Source organism: Arsenicibacter sp. R0_47 (assembly GCF_057652235.1).
Genome location: NZ_JBYFCJ010000010.1, coordinates 140888 through 162526, shown reverse-complemented (window position 1 = coordinate 162526; position 21639 = coordinate 140888). Strand labels below are relative to the sequence as shown.

The window sequence follows — 21639 nt, the reverse complement described above, 5'->3', positions numbered from 1 at the left end:
ACAAAGAATTGTGCATAAAAACGCCCCGACTAACATCGCCGGGGCGTTTAACTTTCTATCAGCAAAACCACTGCTTTTAGTCCAAAGCCTTTGCTTAATTACAGCCGGTTCCTGAAATAACAATCTGAATGCTTTTCATTTCTACTTGACCACAACTACCTTTTGACGAAACCGTAAGGGTGTATGTACCAGGCTTATTTATATTTAAAGCCTTAAATGTATTACTCCCTGCCTTACGGTACACGCTGCTGAAGATATAGGTTGCTTCGTTATTGGTTAATACCGCTGAATTTCCGGTGACTGAAAAGTCCAGTGTTGCCGGACAATTACCCGGAGCCAATACCGTATTAAACGACGCCTGGGCACTCTGCGGCGTTACCACGACGCAGCTTACCGAAACAGTTGCCGAGGCTTGTCCTAAGCAGCCATTTGCATCAATACCACTCACTGAATACACCGTCGTTTGGGTCGGTGAAACAGTAATTGTTGTCCCTGAAGCCGGAGTATTCCAGGTAAATGACATTCCGCCTGAAGCCGTTAATTCTACCGGCTGGCCTGCGGCAACGGTTACAGAAGCGGGAGTAATCGTAATCGGACTCAGGTAGGGTGCATTCTCATAGGCCCCAATATCGATTTTGTCGTTAAGTACCCGTGGCCCGCCCGTAATATCCTGCGTCATTACAATACTGGTACTCGTACCGGCATCAACTGCAGGTGAGCAGTGGCCAATATATAGCCCATCGTCTGCTGTCCTGAATTGGTTATCATCACCAGCCGGATTGGCGGCATTTACAAACTTCGGATCGGCTGCAGTGTTTCCTCCCTGATCCGTTGCGGCCGTTGGTATACCATCCTGAATAATTGAGTTTTTGATGTAGGTATTGGCATTAACCGTATAAATTTGCCGTTCCTGCGCACTTGCAGCCGTAGCCGAATTACTCCAGACCAGACTATTAACCAGCTCGATGGTTGCATTAGGATAATTGTAAATCGCACTACCGGTCGATGGAATCTCTGAGGCAGTAGCTGACCGGCCCGCTCCGTTTAACACCGCAGTTGATTTGCTCCTGGTTAAACGCTTTGTCCGTTGACGCTCAGCCGCAACAGCAGCCTCTCTGCCAACCCGTTCAAGGGTCTGTGTTTTTAACGGTTCTGCCAATATGGTCTGTAACGGTTCAGGCTCATCAACAATGGCTACCCGGGCTGCCCCTACGTAAGGATATGATATGTTTCCGAACAGCGTACTGTTAAGAACTGTCAGATGACCGCCAGTATTCTCAATAGCTCCCCCTAGAGACTTATTACCCGCAAACACTGAATTAGTAATTACAGAACCTGTCGTGTAGATAGCACCACCGGCATAGTCACTTTTGTTATTGATGAATACACAACGATCATAAAGAGATACCTCATCGGTGCAAACAGCTGCTCCGTAACCGCTTCCTTCACCCGAAGCAAGGTATTTAGCATCATTTTCCTCAAACGTACAACCAACACACGTAAATAGGTTATCGTTATTCAGAAGATTGATCGCTCCGCCGTAGTTTGCCATATTCCCCTTGAATGCTGTTTCTTTCACCAGAAGGGGTGTTCTACTGAAAGACCAGATAGCACCACCCTCATACGCACGTGATCCATAAGTACCGTTACTGGCGCCGCCGTTACTGTTGCCCCCATTATTTTCAAATACACAGTTTTCAATCAGATTCTGACTATCCGGCGAACCATCCCCCCAACTATAAATGGCGATTGCACCACCAAGCCCGCGCTTTAGTGTATTACCCTTGAAAACACTGTTCCGGACAGTAAAGTCATGGGTCACATACAACGCTCCGCCATACCCGTCAGGATATGCATTTTTGTGATTAATGAAAGAACAGTTCTCAATGACCAGTCTCTGCTTTCCGTCACTATAAATTGCCCCTCCGTTGTTTGCTCTATTGTTGTTGAATACTACATTTTTCAGGTATGTACTGGTACCATAATCCGATATTGCCCCACCTACGTTGTCATCAGTCGTATTACTGGTAAAGGTTGAATTGGTAATTGATGTACTGACAGGAGCCAGTTGCATCCATTTATTGATTATAGCTCCTCCTTCCTGATCAGCATTATTAGCCAGAAAGATCACCTGATTGATCTGAAGAGCGGATTTCTGCATATGAATACCAGCCCCGGAACCACGGGAAATAGTGAAACTGTCATAGGTGTAGACCGAGTTTACCCCGTTTTTCCAGATTGGTAAATCTGCATTTCCTTTTGTAATAATGAACCCGTCAATGACCGTATTAGCCCCGCTATTAAAAGCAGATACAACATGGTGAGCATTGTCGGTTGCCACGTTCAGCGTGCCGATGTCACCTGACAGAATAGTTGAGAAGCTGGCCGGATTACGGTCTGTAAATAGCGGATCGCCCGTGGCCGGAAACCCTCCGTAGAGTTTTACGCCGTCTTTCAATACAAACGTCACGTCCCGAGGTCCGCAGGCGGTACATCCTGCCGGAGCAGTCGTTGGCAGGTACGTACCCGCAGCTACCCAGATTTCATTAATACCGTTACATGCGTTATCGAGTGCAAGCTGCAAGTCGCCGGCAGCATCAGCCCATGAGCTTCCACTACCTGTACTGCCGGATTTCACATAAAAACGACTACCGCTGCCGGGAACAAATTCATAAGCACCCCGATCAACAGTACTACCCACAACCCGCGCGCGACCTGTCACGTCACTGGTCGTAACCAGTGTCGTAGCGCCTCCTGTATTCACAGCCGGAGAGCAACCTCTAAGTGATAAACCATCATCAGCCGTACCCGGTACATTATCGACCCCTGCCGGGTTAGCAACGTTCACAAACAGCGGATTGGCTATGCTGTTACCGCCCTGATCGGTCGCTCCGGTTGGCATTCCATCCTGAATAACAGAGTTTTCGATCGTGACATTAGAACCTACTGAATATATCTGTCTTTCAGCAACAGTTGCTGTTGTCGCTGAATTGCTCCAGACAAGGCTGTTAACCAACTCGGTCTTTGCATTCGGGTAATTATACACAGCAGCACCTGACGTTCCGTAAGCAGCTTTAGCTGACGCCGAACGGGCAGCGCCACCGGCAGAATTAGTTCCGGCGTTTTTCAGCAATGCCCTTTGTGCAGCCCGTTCAACGGCCAGACTTGCCTGCATGGCAGCACGCTCCGGATCCCGCACAGGCAGAGAAACCCCGTTATCATTTGCCGGTTCATCCACAATCGCCATTCTGGCTCCTCCATAGGCTGTCGTTTTATTTCCTGCCAGTGTACTATTGACAAGCGTCAATGCTTCACTATTTAAAATTGCGCCCGTAGGCGACATATTCCCGGAGAAGACTGAATTACTAATTATTGATTTTTTCGTATCCATCGCTCCTCCGCCATAATCCGATACATTATCAATAAAGAAGCAACGATCATACCGACCTTTATCATAGGCAGACACAGCACCACCATAGCCACTTCCTTCACCATTAATCACATACGTTGCATCATTACTTTTAAAGATACAATCAACACATGAAAACGAATCTGCATTGCGTTCAATGTAAAGCCCGCCACCATAATTCGCCTGATTTCCTTTAAACAGCGTTTCTTTTATCTGTAGTGGTTTGCTACTGAACAGATAGATGGCCCCGCCTTCATAGGTTCGTGTACCATAGACACCGCTGCTGGCTCCGCCGTTTACATTACCGCCATTACTGTCGAATATGCAATTCTCAATAACATTAGTCTGACTCACCGGCTCTCCCCAACTGTAAACAGCAATGGCCCCGCCAAAGCCGTGCTTAACCGTATTGCCCTGAAATAAGCTGTTCCGGATGGTAAAGTCCCTTGTCAGATATAAGGCTCCCCCATAACTGTCCGGATAAGTTGCCTTATGATTAATAAACGAACAGTTTTCGATGGTGAGTGCTCCGTAGCCTTCACTGTGAATGGCACCACCTGAGTAAGCTTTATTGTTCTTGAAAACTACATTTTTCAGGTATGTATTCGTGCCATAATCAGCCAGTCCGCCACCGTAATTGTCTGCGGTTGTATTGTTAACAATTGTCGAGTTAGTGATTGACGTACTGACAGGTGCCTGTGCATCCCATTTAATAATCATTCCACCACCGTAATAATTGACATTATTAGCGATCAGCAGTACTTGATTTACCAAAACAGAGGACTGTTGCAGGTAAATACCACCGCCCTCATAACGCGTCAAAATCAGGTTTTCGTAACTATACTTTCCCGAAAACGCAGCATCTGCATTACCGCCGGTTATGACAAAGCCGTCGATTACCGTAGTTGGTCCGCTCTTCAAGGACGACACAACGTGATAGGCATTATCGCCTGCTACGTTTGGCGTACCGATATCGCCCGACAGAATGGTTGAGAAACTGGCAGGGGCACGGTCAGTGAATGCCGGATCGCCCATGGCCGGAAACCCTCCGTAGAGTTTTACGCCGTCTTTCAATAAAAACGTCACGTCCCGCGGTCCGCAGGCGGTACAACCCGACGGAGCCGTTGTCGGCAAGTACGTACCAGCGGCTACCCAAACTTCATCACCGGTACTACTGGCATCAATCATCGCCTGCAAATCACCGGAAGCATTAGCCCAGCTGCTACCGTTTCCCGAAGCCCCGGCTTTAACATAGCGTCTGGCGGCAAGGCCTTCGGAGTAGCAGAAGGCAGTTAACATTAATAAAAAACATAGTGAACGACAAAGCCTCTCTGCTGTCCTTGCGTTTAAAAACTTGACCATAAATCATATGTCAATTAGTTGAGGTTGTAGTAAAGAAGTGTGATGTGGAGCAAAATCTTTATTCCACTCTATTGTGAGTATATCTAGTGCAATAAAAAGAGGCATTTGTGTGACAATAGTCCAACAAATGCCTCCTGCTTATTTTTACTTACTTACTTACACGCTTCGCCCGTCACTACATACGTCACCGTATCGGTCGAAACCCGCCCGCAGGCGTCGGTGTAGCTTGTATTCATGGTATACGTGCCGGGTTGCGTAACCTTCAGCGCATTTACCGTGTAGAAGCCGGACTTCCGGTACACGGAGCTGTAGACATAGCCATTTGGCCCTGTCATCGTAAACGCATTGCCAAACCCATACCCCTGTAACGAAACCGCGCAGTTGCCACCGCCCAACACGAGGTTCTGCGTAATGGAAACGGCATCGGCTACTACCGAGCTGTTACAAGTTACCGAAACGGTTGCCGTTGCGGTACCAATACAGCCGTTGCTGCTGCCCGTCACCGTATATACCGTTTCCTGCGTCGGAGAAACGCTGATTGCCGTCAGGTTTGATCCTGTACTCCAGGTGTAGCTGGCTGCCCCCGAAGCGGTCAGCGTTGCCGACTGCCCACCGGCGATAGTGGTTGTCGACGGATTGATCGTTACCACAGGTGCAGCATTCACCGTCAGGCTGAACGCCGTTGACGTTACGCTGTTGCAGCCTCCGGTAATCACCAGTGAGTATGAACCGGCATCGTTAACAGTAGCCGATGGCAGACTCAGTGTAGCCATTGTCTGTCCGTTTACCGGCGAACCACTTTTGTACCACTGATAGGTAGCGCCTGCACCGGTAACACTCACCGGCACACTCACCGCTGTTCCGACGCAAACAACCGAAGCCGCCGCCGGCTGCGAGGTAATAGCAGCCACTTCACTAACGGTCAGGCTAAACGTCGAGCTTGTGAGGCTACCACAACCGCTGGTCTGAATAATCAGCTGATAGTTGCCCGCATCAGCTGTTGTCGCCGTCAGGCTCAGCGTAGTCGCCGTCTGACTGCTTACCGGACTACCGTTTTTATACCACTGCTGACTAACAACATCGCCTGTCACGCTGACCGGTACACTCACCGCAACACCGACACATACCGCCGACGAAGCTACCGGCTGAGCGGTAATACTAACACCATTTACAACACTCACACTAACCACGACCGGCGTTGCCGCACAACCGCCCGCATCCTGACCGGTTACCGTGAATGACTTCTGGCCCGCGCCCGTCAACGTAACCGATAACGGAGAACCCGTGGCCGACGACGGCAACGTTACGCCCGTACTGTTGGTTGTCCAGCTGTAGCTGTTCGGGCTGGTGCCGCCGCTCAGGGTTGCTGTCAGCGGAAGAATTTCGCCCGTACACGCCAGTGTCTTCGAGGCCGCAGCCGTCAGCGTTAAGGCTACCGGTGAACCCTGAAACTCAAAGGCGCCCATATCAATCGTACCGGCCTTCCGGTTTAGCCCGGCCAGATCAGTCGTCGTCGTATTAGCCGCATCTGTACCGGCATTGATGGCCGGTGAGCAGGCATTCAGCGAAAAGTCACCCGCTGCCGGATTCTTGAACAGCGGATTATTTGTTTTGTTGTTGCCACCATTACCAAAGCCGGTTGCTGCCGGGTCGCTGATACTGTTTGTCAGCGAAAGCGAGGCGGTTGCATCCACCGAGAAGCTGTTGGCCGGCGTAGCGTTGTTCCAGACAATGCTGTTTTTCAGGTCAAGTACACCCGTTCCCAGCACCGATATCGCGCTACCCGTCGGGGCGCTGTTGCCGGAGATAGTTTGGTTAACCGCTGTGATCGCTGCATCGGTCAATATAGCCCCACCGCTTTCTGAAGCGGCATTACCAGTAAGCAGGTTATTCACAAACGTGAATTCATTACCCTCACTCACAATACCTCCGCCGCTTAGCGCACTATTCTGCGTGACAACGCAGTTTGTCATCTGTCCATTGCCGGACACATAAATGCCACCACCCAGTCCTTGCGGAGCGATGTTGTGCGAAATGGTTGAGCTTGCCAGATACGTACCGCCTGTGGCATAGAGTCCTCCCCCATCACTGGCAGAAGAAACGTTCTGATCGATCAGGCTGTTGGCCAATGTCAGGGTGCCGGGGCCACTTACATAAAGACCGCCTCCCTGACCATTTACCGCTGTATTCTGGCTAATGGTCGTGCTGGTAATATTGCCGGTTGCGAGGGTCAGATACAAACCACCGCCCGGGCCATTTTGCCATACGGTATTCTGTTTAACAAGCGTATTCGCCATGGTGAGCGATGTCGGTGAGCCAATATAGATAGCTCCCCCCGGATTCGGACAGGTATTTCCGGTAAATACGCTGTTTTTAATGCACGTAATACCGCCGTTCAGATACAGGGCACCACCGGTTCCGCCCTGAACTACCACGTTGTCGGTGTAGTATGAATTATCGGTAACGAAGGTCGTTGACCCTGATGACGCCGCGATAGCGGCCCCTCCGTTAGGCGATGTATTCTGGCTCATGGTTGTGCTGGTAATGGTAGCAGTCAAAGGAGAAGCGACATACATTACACCACCGTTACCGTTTTGCGTAACCTGATTTTGCGAAAACAGACTATTGCTAATGACTAACCGCCCTGATATGTAGCCCGCAGCGATTACCCCTCCTGAAGCTGTAGCAGTATTCTGGATGGCTGAGCTGCTGGTAATGGTAGCATTCACGCCGGTGCTAAAGTAAAATACCCCGCCATTGCTATAGTTAGCTATAACCCTGTTTTGTTTAAATACGCTGTTATTGGCAGAGAAAGTACCAAAGCCTGATGAGTAAACAACTCCTCCTGAGTAATTAGCGTTGTTCTGCTCCAGTCTGACCCCATCCATCACTAGATTTACATCGGACTGGGCGTATAAAAATCCGCCATTACCATTGGATGAACTGTTATTGCTCATATCACCATTCGTGACCGTCAACGCAGCTACGCCCTGAATGTAAAGCGCCCCCCCACTCGCATTCGCCGTATTCTGACTGATCGTACAACTGGTCAGTACTGCCGTCAGGCTACTTGCATAAACAGCAGCACCGTTACTGTTACGAGCGATATTTTGCGAAAGGTTGCTGTTTGAAAGCGTTAGGTTCATGGATCCGTCAGCCTTGAACACACCTCCGTTACTGTTTGCTACGTTTTGCCGTATCTGTGTGTTGTTGATAACCGCATTTATAGTTGAGCTGGTATTAATTACCCCGCCATTACTACTTGTACAGTTATTGCCCGATAAATCACTGTCCGTGACCGTCAGACTGACAGCCCCTGACAAATTAGCAAACCCGCCACCGTAGCTGGATGAGTTCTGGCTGATACTGCAGCTGGTAATAACTGCTGTCAGGCCGCCACCAGTGCTATTGACCACTCCACCGCTGCTGCTCCCGGATACGTTTCCGATAAACGCGCTGTTGGCAAGCGTCAGATTGACTGCACTTGAGGCATCAAAGCATCCACCGTTGTATCTGGAACTATTCTGGTTGATACTGCTACTGGTAATAGTAGCCGTTAAGCCGCCCGAAATTTTAAACACCCCACCATTACTGTTTACAGACGAGTTGGCCACTACTTTACTGCCTGTCATAACCAGATTAACGCTTCCGTTCACCCGGAAAGCCCCGCCTTCAGACGGAGCCGAGTTCTGCCCGATTGTACTGCTGGTAACCGAAACCGTAAGGCTACTACCGGTATAGACAGCACCGCCGTTACTGTTAATCGATCTGTTATCTGAAAGTGAGCTGTTGTCTAATACGAACGTTGCCGCATTGGTAAAATACAGCGCGCCGCCATTATTGTTTGCCGTATTCCGCGTAACATTCGTCCCTGTGATAAACAGGTTTCCGCCCTGCATATATACGGCTCCACCATGATTAGCGGCATTATCGGTCAGTGTTGCGTTGGCTAGTGTAAAGCTGGCACCAGTACTGTAAATACCACCCCCGCTTTGATTAACAGCATCGCCACGCGCTCCGGTAATCACAATTCCATCCAGCCGGGTGCCGGCAGCTGTTCCAATGATTTCTACAACCCGATAGCTATTGTCCGTAGACACCGACGTACCGATGTCGCCCGAGAACGTAGTACTGGCCGGCGTGCCGACCACAAATGTCTGGCGCGTGGCCGTATTTCCGGATACCACATACCCGCCATATACCTGTACGCCCGATGCGACTGAAAAACTGGCCGTCTGGTCAGCGCCGGTCGTTGGTTTGTACAAGCCACTGCCGACTAAGAAGGTTGTGTTAGCACAGGCCGTTGATAAGGCTTGTGCAAGCTGTGTGCCGGGCAGGGCATTGTCCCAGCTGCTACCATCGTTGGCACCGGCGCCTGCCGGGGTTACATATGCGACCGTATTACAGAAAACCGGCGTAGAGACCGGGGCAACAATCGCAAACGACTGGCTATCGCCGTAGTCGTTGCTTTTCAATGTATTTGTATTGATAATGCCTAAAATCCTCGCAGAAGCCGCTGATCCGGACTTGAACCTCACAACGAAATAAGAATCCTGAGTACTAACCCAGCCTACAATCGTGTTAGTAGCAGCTGTATTTACCTGAATATCAACATCATTAGCAAATTTATTATAATCGTTTGAGTTATCATACAGCTCAAGATTATAATCATCACCCACGGTTGCCCCCGAGAAGGTAACAGTAACGCTTTGCCCTTCTGTATAACTGGCCTGAGAGGGGGTTATGGTCAGTGATAAAGGCCCGGCATTTGTATTCCGTACACCTGCCTCTTTTCTTACTCGTTGTATAATCTGCGTTTGCGCTTCTGCTGACTGCCATAACCCAACAGCCATCAATAAAGCAAGGCAAATAAACCGAAGATAAAAGCGTGGCCTGACTCTTTGGCGATTATGCCAATGGCCTAAAGAGCTGCCTGAAGCAAGTAAAGATTGTGTGTTCATTTAAAGTTGGTTAAAGTACATGTACGTTACAATAACAGGCTTACAGACGTCTATTTATTGACTAATCTGCTTACCGAATCAACTTCAAAGCTACCTAAAGCTACATGCAGGGCCAAGAAGCATGTACATAAGTCCATTAACCCGCCTAATCAGTAAATAAACCCTGAGTTTATGTACATGAAACAAAAAGGTGTACGTGAAACAAAAAGCAAGCAACAAGCAATCAGGCACCCATGTATCGTTTTTCCCGATATCAATTGTCATTAATAAACGGTCAATATTCTCTTTGTACCTTTGTCCTTTCCTATTCTGCAACAAACATGAAATTCATTGCTTTCTTTTCGGCGCTGCTGCTCGCCACGGCAACGCTGCCGGCCCTGACGCCGACCATCACCGGACCGCAGGCTATACAGCGCAAGGCACCGGTGACTGGTGCCGACCAAACCGCCCAATACCTGCCTTACCTGAAAGGTAAACGCGTAGGTATGCTGGTCAATCAGACGTCCATCATCGGCAATAAGCTGAGCGTCGACAGCCTGGTCAGCCTCGGGGTGAAGATCGTTAAGGTGTTCGGGCCCGAACACGGTTTCCGGGGTAATGCCAGCAACGGGGCTAAAGTCGATGATGCGGTCGATGCCAAAACGGGGATTCCGATTATTTCGCTCTACGGTAAACACCATAAGCCCAGCAAGGAAGACATGGCCGATCTGGACCTGATGATCTTCGATGTGCAGGACGTGGGTTGCCGGTTTTATACCTATATCAACACGCTGCAATACGTGATGGAAGCCTGCGCCGAAAACGGCAAGGAGCTGATGATTCTGGACCGCCCGAACCCTAACGGCTTCTGCGTCGACGGGCCGATTCTGGAAGATCACCTGCGGTCGGGTATCGGCCGGCACCGGATTCCGATTACGCACGGCATGACCATCGGTGAGTTTGCGCAGATGCTGAACGGCGAGGGCTGGCTGGCCAACAAAGCGCAGTGTAAGCTGAAAATCATTAAGGTCGCCAATTACACCCACGATACGCCGTATGTGCTGCCGGTACCGCCATCGCCGAACCTGAACACGCCACAGTCAATTCTGCTCTACCCGAGCCTGTGCCCGTTCGAAGGCACGATTGTGAGTCAGGGACGGGGTACCCATTTCCCGTTCACCGTACTGGGCGCGCCGGCGCTGAAAGGCAAGTATGCGTTTTCGTTTAAACCGGTATCCATTCCAGGCATGAGCGAAACGCCGCTCCACCAGAACAATGATTGCTACGGCCTCGACCTGCGGGAATACAACACCGGTACGTTTTACAAAACACGGCAGATCAACCTGAAATGGCTCATCGATCTGTATAATGCCTACCCCGAAAAGGAGAAGTTCTTCGATATGAGCTTCAGCAAGCAAATGGGTAATTTTGACAAGCTTGCGGGCACCGAAAACCTGAAAAAACAGATTATCGCCGGTACGCCGGAAGCCGAAATCCGCAAAAGCTGGGAGCCGGGCCTGTCAAACTACAAGAAGATGCGGCAGAAATACCTGCTCTATAAATAATCAACGCGTTGGAATCCATTAACCGCCGGCGAGATACCCTGTTGCGATTGGTTGCCATTCCGGTGGCGGCCACTATTGTGTCGCACGTGGTATTTGGCCGGCGGTTTCCTTTTCAGCCCGGCTATTCCTTCCCGCTGCCGTATTTCCTGACAGTGGCGACGGTAATGTTCTGCTGCTGGGAAGTAAACTTCCGGCTTTTTCACTGGCTCGACCGACTTATTCCATTCCACGAAGGTGCGACCCGACGGCTACGCTGGCAGATCGGCCTTGGCGGTATACTCACCCTGCTGACGTTCTCAATCGTCTTTCCGGCAGCAATCCGCTCTTACACCGGTCAGTGGCCGACGCCCGCGCTGCTGCTGACAGGGGCCGTTGTCTGCACCACCCTGGCCACTATCGTTAACGGGGCCTATGTCGGGCGCTATCTCTTCCGGCTCCTGCAAACGGAAAAGCCACAAGGACCGGCCACTACCGAAACACCCATCGTCACCGGTACGCAACGGTTACTGATTGACGCCGGTACCCGCACCCTGCAACTGCTTCCCGACGAAATTGCTTACTTTTATTCGGCTAACGGGCTGGTATTACTGCTCAAAACGGACGGGCAACAGGTAATAACGGCCTACAATGCCCTCACCCAAATCGGGCCGCACCTGCCGGAACCCTTTTTCTTCCAGCTCAACCGGCAGATCATTGCCCACCGGGCAGCGATTGCCAGCCTGCAGGACGATACCAACCGTAAGCTTCAGGTTGAGCTTCGGCCGGCCCTGCATAAAGATCAGGACACGGAGCCGGTTACCATCAGCCGGTACCGGAGTGCAGACCTGAAAAAATGGCTGGCAAGCCCGGTAACCGCCTGACCATTCAGCCCCGATTCCGGTACCATTCAGCTATCTTCCTGTAAGTCCATGATGTATCGTTGCGCGCAAGCCATTGTTTTGCCGGCATATCTTATAAACCAGCAACGACATGACACCTGACCTTTCAGCACTTTCGCAGCAGCCACCGGTATGGCTTGTGGTAAGTTTTGTCCTGATCACCATCATTTCACTCCTCTTTTTCTACCATCTTTTACGCAGCACACGCCCGAAAAAGGCAGTATGGTTCACCAGTCTGGCCATTGGCTGGATGACACTCACCGGCACGCTGGCGGCCAATGATTTTTTCGTGAACCTATCGGCTATCCCCCCGCGCATCATGCTGGTCGTTGTCCCGATGTTTACCGGCCTGATTGCCCTGACCGTTACACCCGGCGGTAAACAGTTTCTGGATGCATTGCCGCTGCGCTCCCTCACGTATTTTCACCTTATCCGCGTACCGGTCGAACTGGTATTACTCGGTCTGTTTGTACACCGGCAGATTCCGGAAATGATGACGTTCGAGGGCTTAAATCCGGATATACTGTCGGGTCTGACCGCTCCCGCCATCGGCTGGCTGGTGTTCCGCAAGCAGGTAGTGTCAACGCGTGCACTGCTGATCTGGAACCTGCTTGCCCTGCTTCTGTTGATCAACATTGTCACGATTGCCTTCCTGTCGGCTCCTACTGCCGTGCAACAGTTGAATTTTGACCAGCCGAACGTCGGTATTCTGAAGTTCCCGTTTGTGTGGTTGCCGGGGTTTGTCGTACCGATGGTGGCCCTGTGCCATGTGGCTGCCATCCGTCAGCTGACGCAAGGTCGTCCCGCAAACTAACCATCCATCCGGTACCGGTTGCGCCGATCAGGCAAGGGGATTATTTTTGATCAGAACCAGACCAATGTTATGATCACGCTATCCATTCCGCCCCGCACCTACCGCATGAAGCTTACGGGCTATATCTTCACCTATCTGCTTTTCCTGACGGTAATCGGGATAGTGATACTGGCGTTGAGGCCACTTTCTGCCCAACCGTTCCCCAACCTCGTTCCGGCTCTCCGGTGGCTGGGCGTCCTGTTGCCGGCCTTGCTCCTGCTCATGACCTTTCCGTTGTTTGTGACCGTATCGGTCAGGGTCTCCGGCGATCAGTTGCTGATCCGTAAAGGGTTCGGGCAACGCGCCCGTATCCGGTTATCCGACATTGTGGCCTACAATGAACAAGCCGCCGGCGGCAAAGCAACACCCGACAAAAAACAACTGACAATCTATACCCATGACGACTGGTTCAGCATCCTGGAAACTTACTACGCAGATTATGACCAGTTAAAAGAACTCCTGACGCAGTTCGGGCAACCGGTCCCGTTCCGACAGGGTCTCAATACGGCTGAAACCCGGCTGCTGCGCGGCCTCGTGCTGGGCTATGTCGCGTTTATCGCCGGACTGGTGTGGCTGGGCTATGCTGCTTATACGCCGGCAACGCAGCGCAACCGGACACACCAGTTACAGGCTACTGTTAATGAGGTCCGGATCGTGAAGTCGGGCAAAGGCAGACCACTGGGCATAGCGTTCCGGCTCAACGAATTTCCACAGTTCTCGTTTGGCGCCACAAAAAAAGAATTCGGCGATGAGGTATTGTCATTACCGGGTCAGCTTCGTGCCGGACTGCCCGTTCAGCTGACCATTATGGAGCAGGATTTAACCAGAAAGCTGACCGGGACCGACGCGCTTTCATTTGGCGATAAGGTCGATGACTTTACACAAATTAATGTCTTCCGGATTGAGGCTGCTATAAACAATTCCCGTTTGGTGCTAAAGGCAAATACACCCCCTCACGCTGATACCCATACGCGGCCGGTTCTTTGGATGTTGGGAGCGGTTGCGGGTCTGCTAATTGCCTGGACGTGTTGGGTCTGGCTCGACCGTCATCAAATGCGACAAATCATTCTCCGGATAAATCAATCCGCTTCGGGCAATTAGTTTTTCTGTACCTTCGCGCTACGAAACCATCCTTGATTAAGTGCCCATGCAGAAGAAAATCCGGCGCGAAGACGCGCTCGAATATCACGCAAAAGGCCGTCCGGGCAAACTGGAGGTCGTTCCTACCAAAGAGTACAACACACAGCGCGATCTGTCGCTGGCGTACTCACCAGGCGTAGCCGAACCTTGTCTTGCCATTGCCGACAACCTGGAAGACGTTTATAAATATACCGCCAAAGGCAACCTGGTCGCCGTAATCTCTAACGGTACGGCCGTGCTGGGTCTGGGCGATATTGGCCCCGAAGCCGGTAAGCCGGTGATGGAGGGAAAAGGCCTGCTCTTTAAAATCTACGCCGACATTGACGTATTTGACATTGAGCTGAATACCAAAAACGTAGATGAGTTTGTCAGAACCGTTAAGATTCTGGAACCTACGTTTGGCGGCGTTAACCTCGAAGACATCAAAGCACCGGAGTGCTTTGAGATCGAAGAGCGCCTGAAAAAAGAACTGAACATTCCGATCATGCACGATGACCAGCATGGTACCGCCATCATTTCCGGTGCGGCCCTGCTGAACGCCCTCGAACTGGTCGGCAAGAAAATCGAAGAGGTTAAAATCGTGGTGAACGGTGCGGGAGCTTCGGCTATCTCGTGCTCGAAACTCTACGTAGCGCTGGGTGCCAACGTCGAAAACGTGGTCATGTGCGACAGTAAAGGGGTCATCCGCGCGGACCGTACCGACCTCGACGAGCGGAAGAGCATTTTCGCGACTGCACGCGACCTGAATACGCTGGAAGAAGCGTTTGTGGGCGCCGACGTATTCATCGGTCTGTCGAAAGGCAACACCGTCAGTCAGGCGATGGTCAAAACCATGGCCGACAACCCGATTGTGTTTGCGATGGCCAACCCGACGCCGGAAATCAGCTACGAAGAAGCGATTGAAGCCCGGCCGGACATTATCATGGCAACCGGCCGTTCGGATTACCCGAACCAGGTGAATAACGTACTGGGCTTCCCGTACATTTTCCGGGGTGCCCTCGACGTCCGTGCTACCGAAATCAACGAGCCGATGAAACTGGCCGCTGTCCGTGCCCTGGCCGAACTGGCGAAAAAACCGGTTCCCGATCTCGTGAACATGGCTTACGGTACCGACAACCTGATGTTCAGCCGGACATACATCATTCCGAAACCGGTTGACCCGCGCCTGTTGCAGACCGTTGCCCCGGCCGTTGCAAAAGCCGCGATGGAATCCGGTGTGGCCAAAAGCCCGATTACCGATTGGGAAGCGTATGAAGGCCAGCTGGCCCGCCGCCTCGGTCAGGACAACCGGATTTCGCGGGTGATCATCAACAAGGCAAAAACCAATCCGAAGCGGGTGGTATTTGCCGATGCCGAGAACCTGAAAGTACTGAAAGCCGCCCAACAGGTCCGCGACGAAGGCATTGCCTACCCGATCCTGCTGGGTGAGCAGGAGCTGATCCGCGACCTGATTGCACAGAACAACCTGGACCTGGGCGATACGCCGATCCTCGATCCCCGTTCGCCGGAGCAGGACGAACTGATTAACAAATTCGCGGACGGATTCTATCAGAAGCGTCAGCGGAAAGGTGTCAGCGCCCGTGAAGCCCGCAAACTGATGTATTACCGCAACTATTTCGGGGCAATGATGGTCGAAACCGGCGAAGCCGATGCGCTGATCTCCGGTCTGACCCGCAACTACCCGGACACCATCCGGCCGGCCCTCCAGGTGATCGGTAAGGAACCGGGTGTACAGAAAGTGGCCGGTATGTACATCATGCTGACCAAGCGCGGCCCGCTGTTCTTCTCGGATACAACAGTTAACTTTAACCCGACGGCGGAAGAAATCGTGGAAATCACGGAGATGACCGCCCGCGCCGTTGAACGCTTCAACATCAAGCCGCGCATCGCCCTCGTTACGTACTCAAACTTTGGCTCGGCCAAAGGCGATGATGCCGAGAAGATGAACAAAGCCGTTGATCTGCTGCACAAAAAGCATCCGGACATGATTGTTGACGGTGAAATTCAGGCTCACTTAGCGTTCAATACTGAACTGCTGCGCCAGAATCATCCGTTCAGTAAACTGGCCGAAGAAGGCGCTAACACGCTGATCTTCCCGAACCTGTCGGCCTCGAACATCGCCTACAACCTGATGTCGGAAGCAGCTGGTTTCGATGCCATCGGCCCGATTCTGCTGGGTCTGCGCAAGCCGGTTCACGTATTGCAGCTGGGATCGTCAGAACGCGAAATCGTAAACATGGTAGCCATCGCCGTGGTTGAGGCACAAGGCAAATAATTTTTTTAATGAATAATGGATAATGTAAAATGAATAATGGTGGCTCAGCAAGGGCATTGTCAATTATTCATTTTACATTATCCATTCACTTTTCGTTACATGGCACGCATATTAACAGGTATTCAAAGCAGTGGTCGCCCTCACCTTGGTAATCTTCTGGGGGCCATTGTGCCGGCTATTGAATTATCCCGTCAGGAGGGCAACGACTCGTTTCTGTTCATAGCCGATCTGCATTCGCTGACGACCCTCCGCGACGGTGAAACACGTCGGGACTTTACACGCGCCATTGCGGCTACGTGGCTGGCCTTTGGCCTCGACACCGTCCGGACAACGTTCTGGCGGCAATCGCGGGTGCCGGAGCATACTGAACTGGCCTGGTATCTCAACTGCTTTACGCCGATGCCGATGTTACAAAACGCAACATCGTTCAAGGATAAAGCCGAACGGTCGACCTCTGCCGTCAACACCGGCTTGTTTACTTATCCGGTCCTGCAGGCGGCTGATATCCTGTTGTATAACGCCAATCTGGTGCCGGTCGGCAAAGACCAGCGTCAGCACCTGGAAATTACCCGCGACATTGCCAGCGCGTTCAATAACCACTACAATCAGGAGGTTTTTGTGGTGCCGGAAGCCAGAATCGATGAACGGATTATGACCATTCCGGGCATCGACGGCCAGAAAATGAGCAAGTCGTACGGCAACTACATCGACATTTTCCAGCCGGCCAATGACCTGTATAAGGTCATCAAAAAGATTCTGTCGGATTCAACGCCGCTGGAAGAACCGAAAAATCCGGACACTGACATTACATTCCAGTTGTACGCCCTGATCGCCACGCCGGAGCAAACGGAGGCCATGCGGCAGAAATACATGGCCGGTGGCTATGGCTACGGCCACGCGAAAAAGGAGTTGTATGAGCTGATCATTACCCGTTTCGCGACCGAACGTGAGCAGTTTAACTACTACTACAACGAAAATCCGGATGCCCTCGAACACGAGCTACGGGTCGGCGAAGAAAAAGCCCGCTCCATCGCAGCTCACACCATCGAGCGTGTCCGGACCGTTCTGGGATACAACTGATTATGATTAAAGAGCGAAAGAGTGGCCGCCGTGCGGCGAAAGAGCGGACGCTTACGCGGCAAAAGAGCGATTTTTTGATAAATTAACCGCAACGAAAAGGCGGATTTAACACAATACCGGTTAAATAGCGCCCCGCTCTTTCACTCTTTCACTCTTTATCTCTTTCGCCGCGCGGCGGCCGCTCTTTAAAATATGCTTCTCCCTTTTCACCAGACTCATCTGTTTGCCCGGCACTGGCCGGTTGACCAGCCCAAAGCGGTTGTCGGCATTGTGCATGGCTTCGGAGAACACTCCGGACGGTATGCCCACGTGGCGGCATTCCTGAACAGCCACGGCTATGCAGTAACGGCATACGACCTGCCCGGCCATGGTCAGACGAGAGGAAAACGCGGCCATGTCGACCGCTATGACACTCTGCTCGACAGCGTACAAACCCTCCTCGACTTTACCCGGACCGAATACCCCGAACTGCCCGTTTTTTTGTTCGGGCATTCGATGGGCGGCAACATTCTGGCCAACTTTCTGATTTGTCGCCAGCCCCGGATCAATGGCGCCGTTGTACAGGGAGCCTGGCTGAAAGTGCCTTACGAACTGCCGAAGGTTGAGATCTGGCTGGCCAAAACCATGCGCAACATCCTGCCGTCGATCCAGGTTTCGTCGAAGCTCGATGTATCGGCCGTTTCCCGCGATCCGGCCGTGGTAGCCGCTTATAAAGCGGATAAACTAAACCATAGTGTTATCACGCCCGGCTGGTTTTTCGGAGCCTATGAAGCGCAGCAATACGCCATCGACCATGCCGCCGACATTCAGGTGCCAACATTGATCATGCACGGCACAGCCGATACGATTGCCGGTCCGGATGGATCAAAAGCACTTTACGAAAACGGAAATAAGGCGTTATTGACGTTTAAAACATGGAACGGTCTCTATCACGAAATCCACAATGAACCGGAACAAGAAGCTGTGTTGGACCACATGACCGGCTGGCTGGATACGCAACTGGCCCGATAAGTCCGTGTTTTCGTTCGGCTTGTTTACCTTTGCGCCACGATGATTGACGCGCTGCTCCGACTGGATACCGATCTTTTTCTGTTTTTGAACCGCCACTACGCCGGTTGGCTCGACCCCATCATGGTCTGGTTTACCGAACGGAATACGTGGATTCCCTTTTACCTGTTGCTGACGGGATGGCTCATTTGGCAATTCCGGAAACAGGGCGGCGGGATAATCCTGACCATTGCCGCTGCCGTAGCCCTTGGCGATCAGATTACCTCATCTATCTTAAAACCGCTGACACTCCGGCCCCGCCCCTGCCATGTAGAGGCGCTGCAACCGCTGATTCATCCGGTGTTACCGTGTGGCGGTCTGTACGGTTTTGCCTCCTCACATGCAGCCAACACCTTTGCGATGGCGACGGTACTGACACTGTTGGTGGGCCATCGCTACCCGTGGGTAAAGTTTTTATATATCTGGGCTGTATTGGTTTCCTACAGCCGCATTTACGTTGGTGCCCACTACCCGCTTGACGTGCTGGCCGGTGCTGGCATCGGTACGCTGGCCGCTTTCGGTAGTGTGTGGGTGTATACCCGTTTTTATACTACCACAAAGGCTAAAAGTATCTAAGCAGTATAAGGAAACAGTTGCCACGAAGACGTACAGCATGAAGAAAGTTAACAAGGTAGTGCTTCTTCCCGTCATGGTGTCTTCGTGGCGAAAAAACTACATCAGCACTGCCTGAAACACCTCATCCAGCCGCGTCACGGGCCTGACCGTAATTTTGTAATTCTTCACGTCGATGCCTTTCAGGTTGTATTTCGACACAAAAATCTGTTTGAAGCCCAGTTTTTCGGCTTCCGAAATCCGCGACTCAATCCGGTTAACGGCACGGATTTCACCGCCCAGCCCGACTTCAGCCGCAAACGCTGCCGAGGCCGGAATCGCCACATCCTCGTAGCTCGACACGATCGCCGCACACACCGCCAGGTCAATCGCCGGATCCTCTACTTTCAGCCCGCCGGCGACGTTCAGGAACACGTCCTGCTGCCCGAGCCGGAAACCGCCCCGTTTTTCGAGCACGGCCAGCAGCATCTGCAGGCGCTTGCTATCAAAACCCGTACTGCTCCGCTGCGGCGTTCCGTAATTGGCAATGCTGACCAGCGACTGGATTTCAATCATCAGCGGGCGGTTGCCTTCCATCATCGAGCCGATGGCAATGCCGCTCAGCGTCTCTTCCCGCTGCGAAATCAGGATTTCAGACGGGTTCGTTACCTGCCGCAGCCCCGACCCCAGCATTTCGTAAATACCCAGTTCGGATGTACTGCCAAAGCGGTTTTTGGTCGTCCGCAGAATACGGTATGTGGTATGACGGTCCCCTTCAAACGTCAGCACAGTGTCAACCATGTGCTCCAGCACTTTCGGGCCCGCCAGCGAGCCTTCTTTGGTAATATGGCCGATCATAAACACCGGCACCCCGCTGTCCTTGGCGTATTTCATAAACTCGGCCGTGCATTCCCGCACCTGCGATACACTGCCCGCCCCCGACTCCACCAGCGACGAATGCATGGTCTGAATCGAGTCGATAATCAGTACTTCCGGTTCGAAATGTTCGATCACGCGGAAAATGTTCTGCGTCGACGTTTCGGTCATGATGTGGCAATCACTGGCCGGCACAGCCGGCAGCCGCTCCGCCCGCATTTTAATCTGCATCTCGCTTTCCTCACCCGACACATACAGCACCCGCTGATCTTTCAGACTGAGAGCAATCTGGAGCAACAGGGTTGATTTACCGATACCAGGTTCACCGCCAATCAACACCAGCGAGCCGGGAACAATACCGCCTCCCAGCACGCGGTTCAACTCCCCGTCTGTAGTCAGCGTGCGGGGTTGTTCTTCGTAGTTTATGGCATGGATCGCTTTGGGTTTAGCCGCCGTTTTGGTGATGCTGGTCGATGCCCGCCAGTTGCCTTTCTCCGGTTCATCTTTCTGAACCAGTTCTTCAACAAATGTATTCCATTCGCCGCACGAAGGGCAACGGCCAAGCCATTTGGGCGACTGATGCCCGCACTGCTGGCAGAAATAAGTGGTTTTGATTTTAGCCATTGTCAAGTGGTTAGTTACCGCTAAAGAAGTCAGGTGTATTTTTTAAGAAGCCCGTTAAACCTTATGCGGCATCCCATATCCAACAGGCGCCTTTCGGGTTTTGCTGGCCACCTAACCCGCATCTACCGGCAATTGAAAAACACCGTTTACTCAAAATAAGTTGGTTTCACAGACCAGAGAATAGGGGTAAACGTTAAGTCAACAGTCATAGACGAAACAACAGAAAAAACATGAAGAAGAGCCTTCTTTTGGTATTAATAGCGATTTTACCTGCCGTTTCATTTGCACAGGGTGGTTTTCAGATTGGCATCAAAGGGGGTGTCAATTTATCGCAGCTTAAGTTTGGTGAGTTTGTTACAACACGGCTGAATGCCAACGGCTCGCCGGCGGTCAGTGTAAACGGACAGGTCATCCGGGATAATATACGGCAGAGCCTGGATAGCCGTACGGGTACTTCGTTCGGGATTTATACCCGTTTCGGCAAAAACCTGTATATCCAGCCCGAACTGTTGTACTCGACAAAATCAGGGCAGTTCGACATTGTTCGTCCGGAGGGCACCCAAACAGTTAACGTAACCACAACCAGTTTCGACGTACCGATTCTGTTAGGCTTAAAAGGTGGTCCGCTCCGCGTAGTAGCCGGACCGGTGGTGTCATTCAAAGTAGGCGGCAACCAGAATCTGCGCGATGCCTTGACACAATATACGTCTGGTAGCCTGAACGATGCCTGGGCTAAAGCGTACTATGGTTACCAGTTGGGCGTTGGCCTCGACCTTGGCCGCCTGGGACTTGATGTACGTCGTGAAGGCAGTATTTCGAACATTGCCGCCATCGACCTCGGTCCTTCCGGCAGTTCCGCGCAGTTTTCGCAGAAGCTAAACTCGTGGCAGATTACGCTGGCTTACCGGATTTTTTAAATTTAGACACTGGATGTTCTGGATACTGGATAATGAATGTAGTGGTGGGCCAACAGAAAGAACGTACCCCACATTTTTGTGACAACCCAAAATATAACCAACAACAAACCCGTTGAAAAAA

At 51.7% G+C, this 21639-nt stretch carries 12 protein-coding genes; 9 read left to right on the top strand and 3 right to left on the bottom strand.

Annotated elements, in window-relative coordinates:
• Window positions 1-94: 94 nt before the first annotated feature.
• The gene (locus tag AC23NW_RS18330) at window positions 95-4708 is read right to left on the bottom strand and encodes a choice-of-anchor Q domain-containing protein (RefSeq protein ID WP_487451124.1); all 4614 of its coding nucleotides are present in this window, start codon (window positions 4706-4708) and stop codon (window positions 95-97) included.
• Between the two features lie 215 nt (window positions 4709-4923).
• A complete protein-coding gene (locus AC23NW_RS18325) occupies window positions 4924-9246 on the bottom strand; it encodes a beta strand repeat-containing protein (protein WP_487451123.1) in 4323 nt (1440 codons plus the stop codon).
• An 806-nt stretch (window positions 9247-10052) separates the two neighbouring features.
• Between AC23NW_RS18325 and AC23NW_RS18320 the strand changes: the two genes are divergently transcribed.
• The 8 genes from AC23NW_RS18320 (at window position 10053) to AC23NW_RS18285 (ending at window position 19125) form a co-directional block, all read left to right on the top strand.
• Window positions 10053-11276 carry an exo-beta-N-acetylmuramidase NamZ family protein gene (locus AC23NW_RS18320; RefSeq protein ID WP_487451121.1) on the top strand — a complete coding sequence of 408 codons (1224 nt, stop codon included), beginning with the start codon at window positions 10053-10055 and terminating at the stop codon, window positions 11274-11276.
• 8 nt (window positions 11277-11284) lie between these two features.
• On the top strand, window positions 11285-12136 hold the full coding sequence (locus tag AC23NW_RS18315; RefSeq protein WP_487451119.1) for a LytTR family DNA-binding domain-containing protein: 852 nt from the start codon (window positions 11285-11287) through the stop codon (window positions 12134-12136).
• A 109-nt stretch (window positions 12137-12245) separates the two neighbouring features.
• Window positions 12246-12968, top strand: coding sequence for a hypothetical protein (locus tag AC23NW_RS18310; RefSeq protein WP_487451117.1), 723 nt, complete (start codon window positions 12246-12248; stop codon window positions 12966-12968).
• Window positions 12969-13037: 69 nt separating this feature from the next.
• Window positions 13038-14108: a hypothetical protein gene (locus AC23NW_RS18305; protein WP_487451115.1), complete on the top strand. Its 1071-nt coding sequence runs from the start codon at window positions 13038-13040 to the stop codon at window positions 14106-14108.
• A 46-nt stretch (window positions 14109-14154) separates the two neighbouring features.
• Entirely contained in the window at window positions 14155-16422 is a 2268-nt protein-coding gene (locus AC23NW_RS18300) for an NADP-dependent malic enzyme (protein ID WP_487451114.1), read from the top strand.
• A gap of 99 nt (window positions 16423-16521) precedes the next feature.
• The gene (gene trpS, locus AC23NW_RS18295) at window positions 16522-17502 is read left to right on the top strand and encodes a tryptophan--tRNA ligase (protein WP_487451113.1); all 981 of its coding nucleotides are present in this window, start codon (window positions 16522-16524) and stop codon (window positions 17500-17502) included.
• Between the two features lie 192 nt (window positions 17503-17694).
• Window positions 17695-18513, top strand: a complete 819-nt coding sequence (locus AC23NW_RS18290) for a lysophospholipase (RefSeq protein WP_487451111.1) — start codon at window positions 17695-17697, stop codon at window positions 18511-18513.
• Window positions 18514-18552: 39 nt separating this feature from the next.
• Window positions 18553-19125 carry a phosphatase PAP2 family protein gene (locus AC23NW_RS18285; protein ID WP_487451110.1) on the top strand — a complete coding sequence of 191 codons (573 nt, stop codon included), beginning with the start codon at window positions 18553-18555 and terminating at the stop codon, window positions 19123-19125.
• A 96-nt stretch (window positions 19126-19221) separates the two neighbouring features.
• On the opposite strand, the gene radA is transcribed toward AC23NW_RS18285, so the two are convergent.
• Window positions 19222-20601 carry a DNA repair protein RadA gene (gene radA / locus AC23NW_RS18280; protein ID WP_487451109.1) on the bottom strand — a complete coding sequence of 460 codons (1380 nt, stop codon included), beginning with the start codon at window positions 20599-20601 and terminating at the stop codon, window positions 19222-19224.
• Window positions 20602-20831: 230 nt separating this feature from the next.
• Between radA and AC23NW_RS18275 the strand changes: the two genes are divergently transcribed.
• Entirely contained in the window at window positions 20832-21518 is a 687-nt protein-coding gene (locus AC23NW_RS18275; protein WP_487451107.1) for a porin family protein, read from the top strand.
• Window positions 21519-21639 lie beyond the last annotated feature (121 nt).

What these genes read in the sequence shown, in the direction of transcription:
- AC23NW_RS18300 (WP_487451114.1), top strand. Translation starts at nt 14,155, where the DNA reads ATGCAGAAGAAAATCCGGCGCGAAGACGCGCTCGAATATCACGCAAAA.
- AC23NW_RS18275 (WP_487451107.1), top strand. Translation starts at nt 20,832, where the DNA reads ATGAAGAAGAGCCTTCTTTTGGTATTAATAGCGATTTTACCTGCCGTT.
- AC23NW_RS18305 (WP_487451115.1), top strand. Translation starts at nt 13,038, where the DNA reads ATGATCACGCTATCCATTCCGCCCCGCACCTACCGCATGAAGCTTACG.
- AC23NW_RS18290 (WP_487451111.1), top strand. Translation starts at nt 17,695, where the DNA reads ATGCTTCTCCCTTTTCACCAGACTCATCTGTTTGCCCGGCACTGGCCG.
- AC23NW_RS18320 (WP_487451121.1), top strand. Translation starts at nt 10,053, where the DNA reads ATGAAATTCATTGCTTTCTTTTCGGCGCTGCTGCTCGCCACGGCAACG.
- trpS (WP_487451113.1), top strand. Translation starts at nt 16,522, where the DNA reads ATGGCACGCATATTAACAGGTATTCAAAGCAGTGGTCGCCCTCACCTT.
- AC23NW_RS18310 (WP_487451117.1), top strand. Translation starts at nt 12,246, where the DNA reads ATGACACCTGACCTTTCAGCACTTTCGCAGCAGCCACCGGTATGGCTT.
- AC23NW_RS18285 (WP_487451110.1), top strand. Translation starts at nt 18,553, where the DNA reads ATGATTGACGCGCTGCTCCGACTGGATACCGATCTTTTTCTGTTTTTG.
- AC23NW_RS18330 (WP_487451124.1), bottom strand. Translation starts at nt 4,708, where the DNA reads ATGTTAACTGCCTTCTGCTACTCCGAAGGCCTTGCCGCCAGACGCTAT.
- radA (WP_487451109.1), bottom strand. Translation starts at nt 20,601, where the DNA reads ATGGCTAAAATCAAAACCACTTATTTCTGCCAGCAGTGCGGGCATCAG.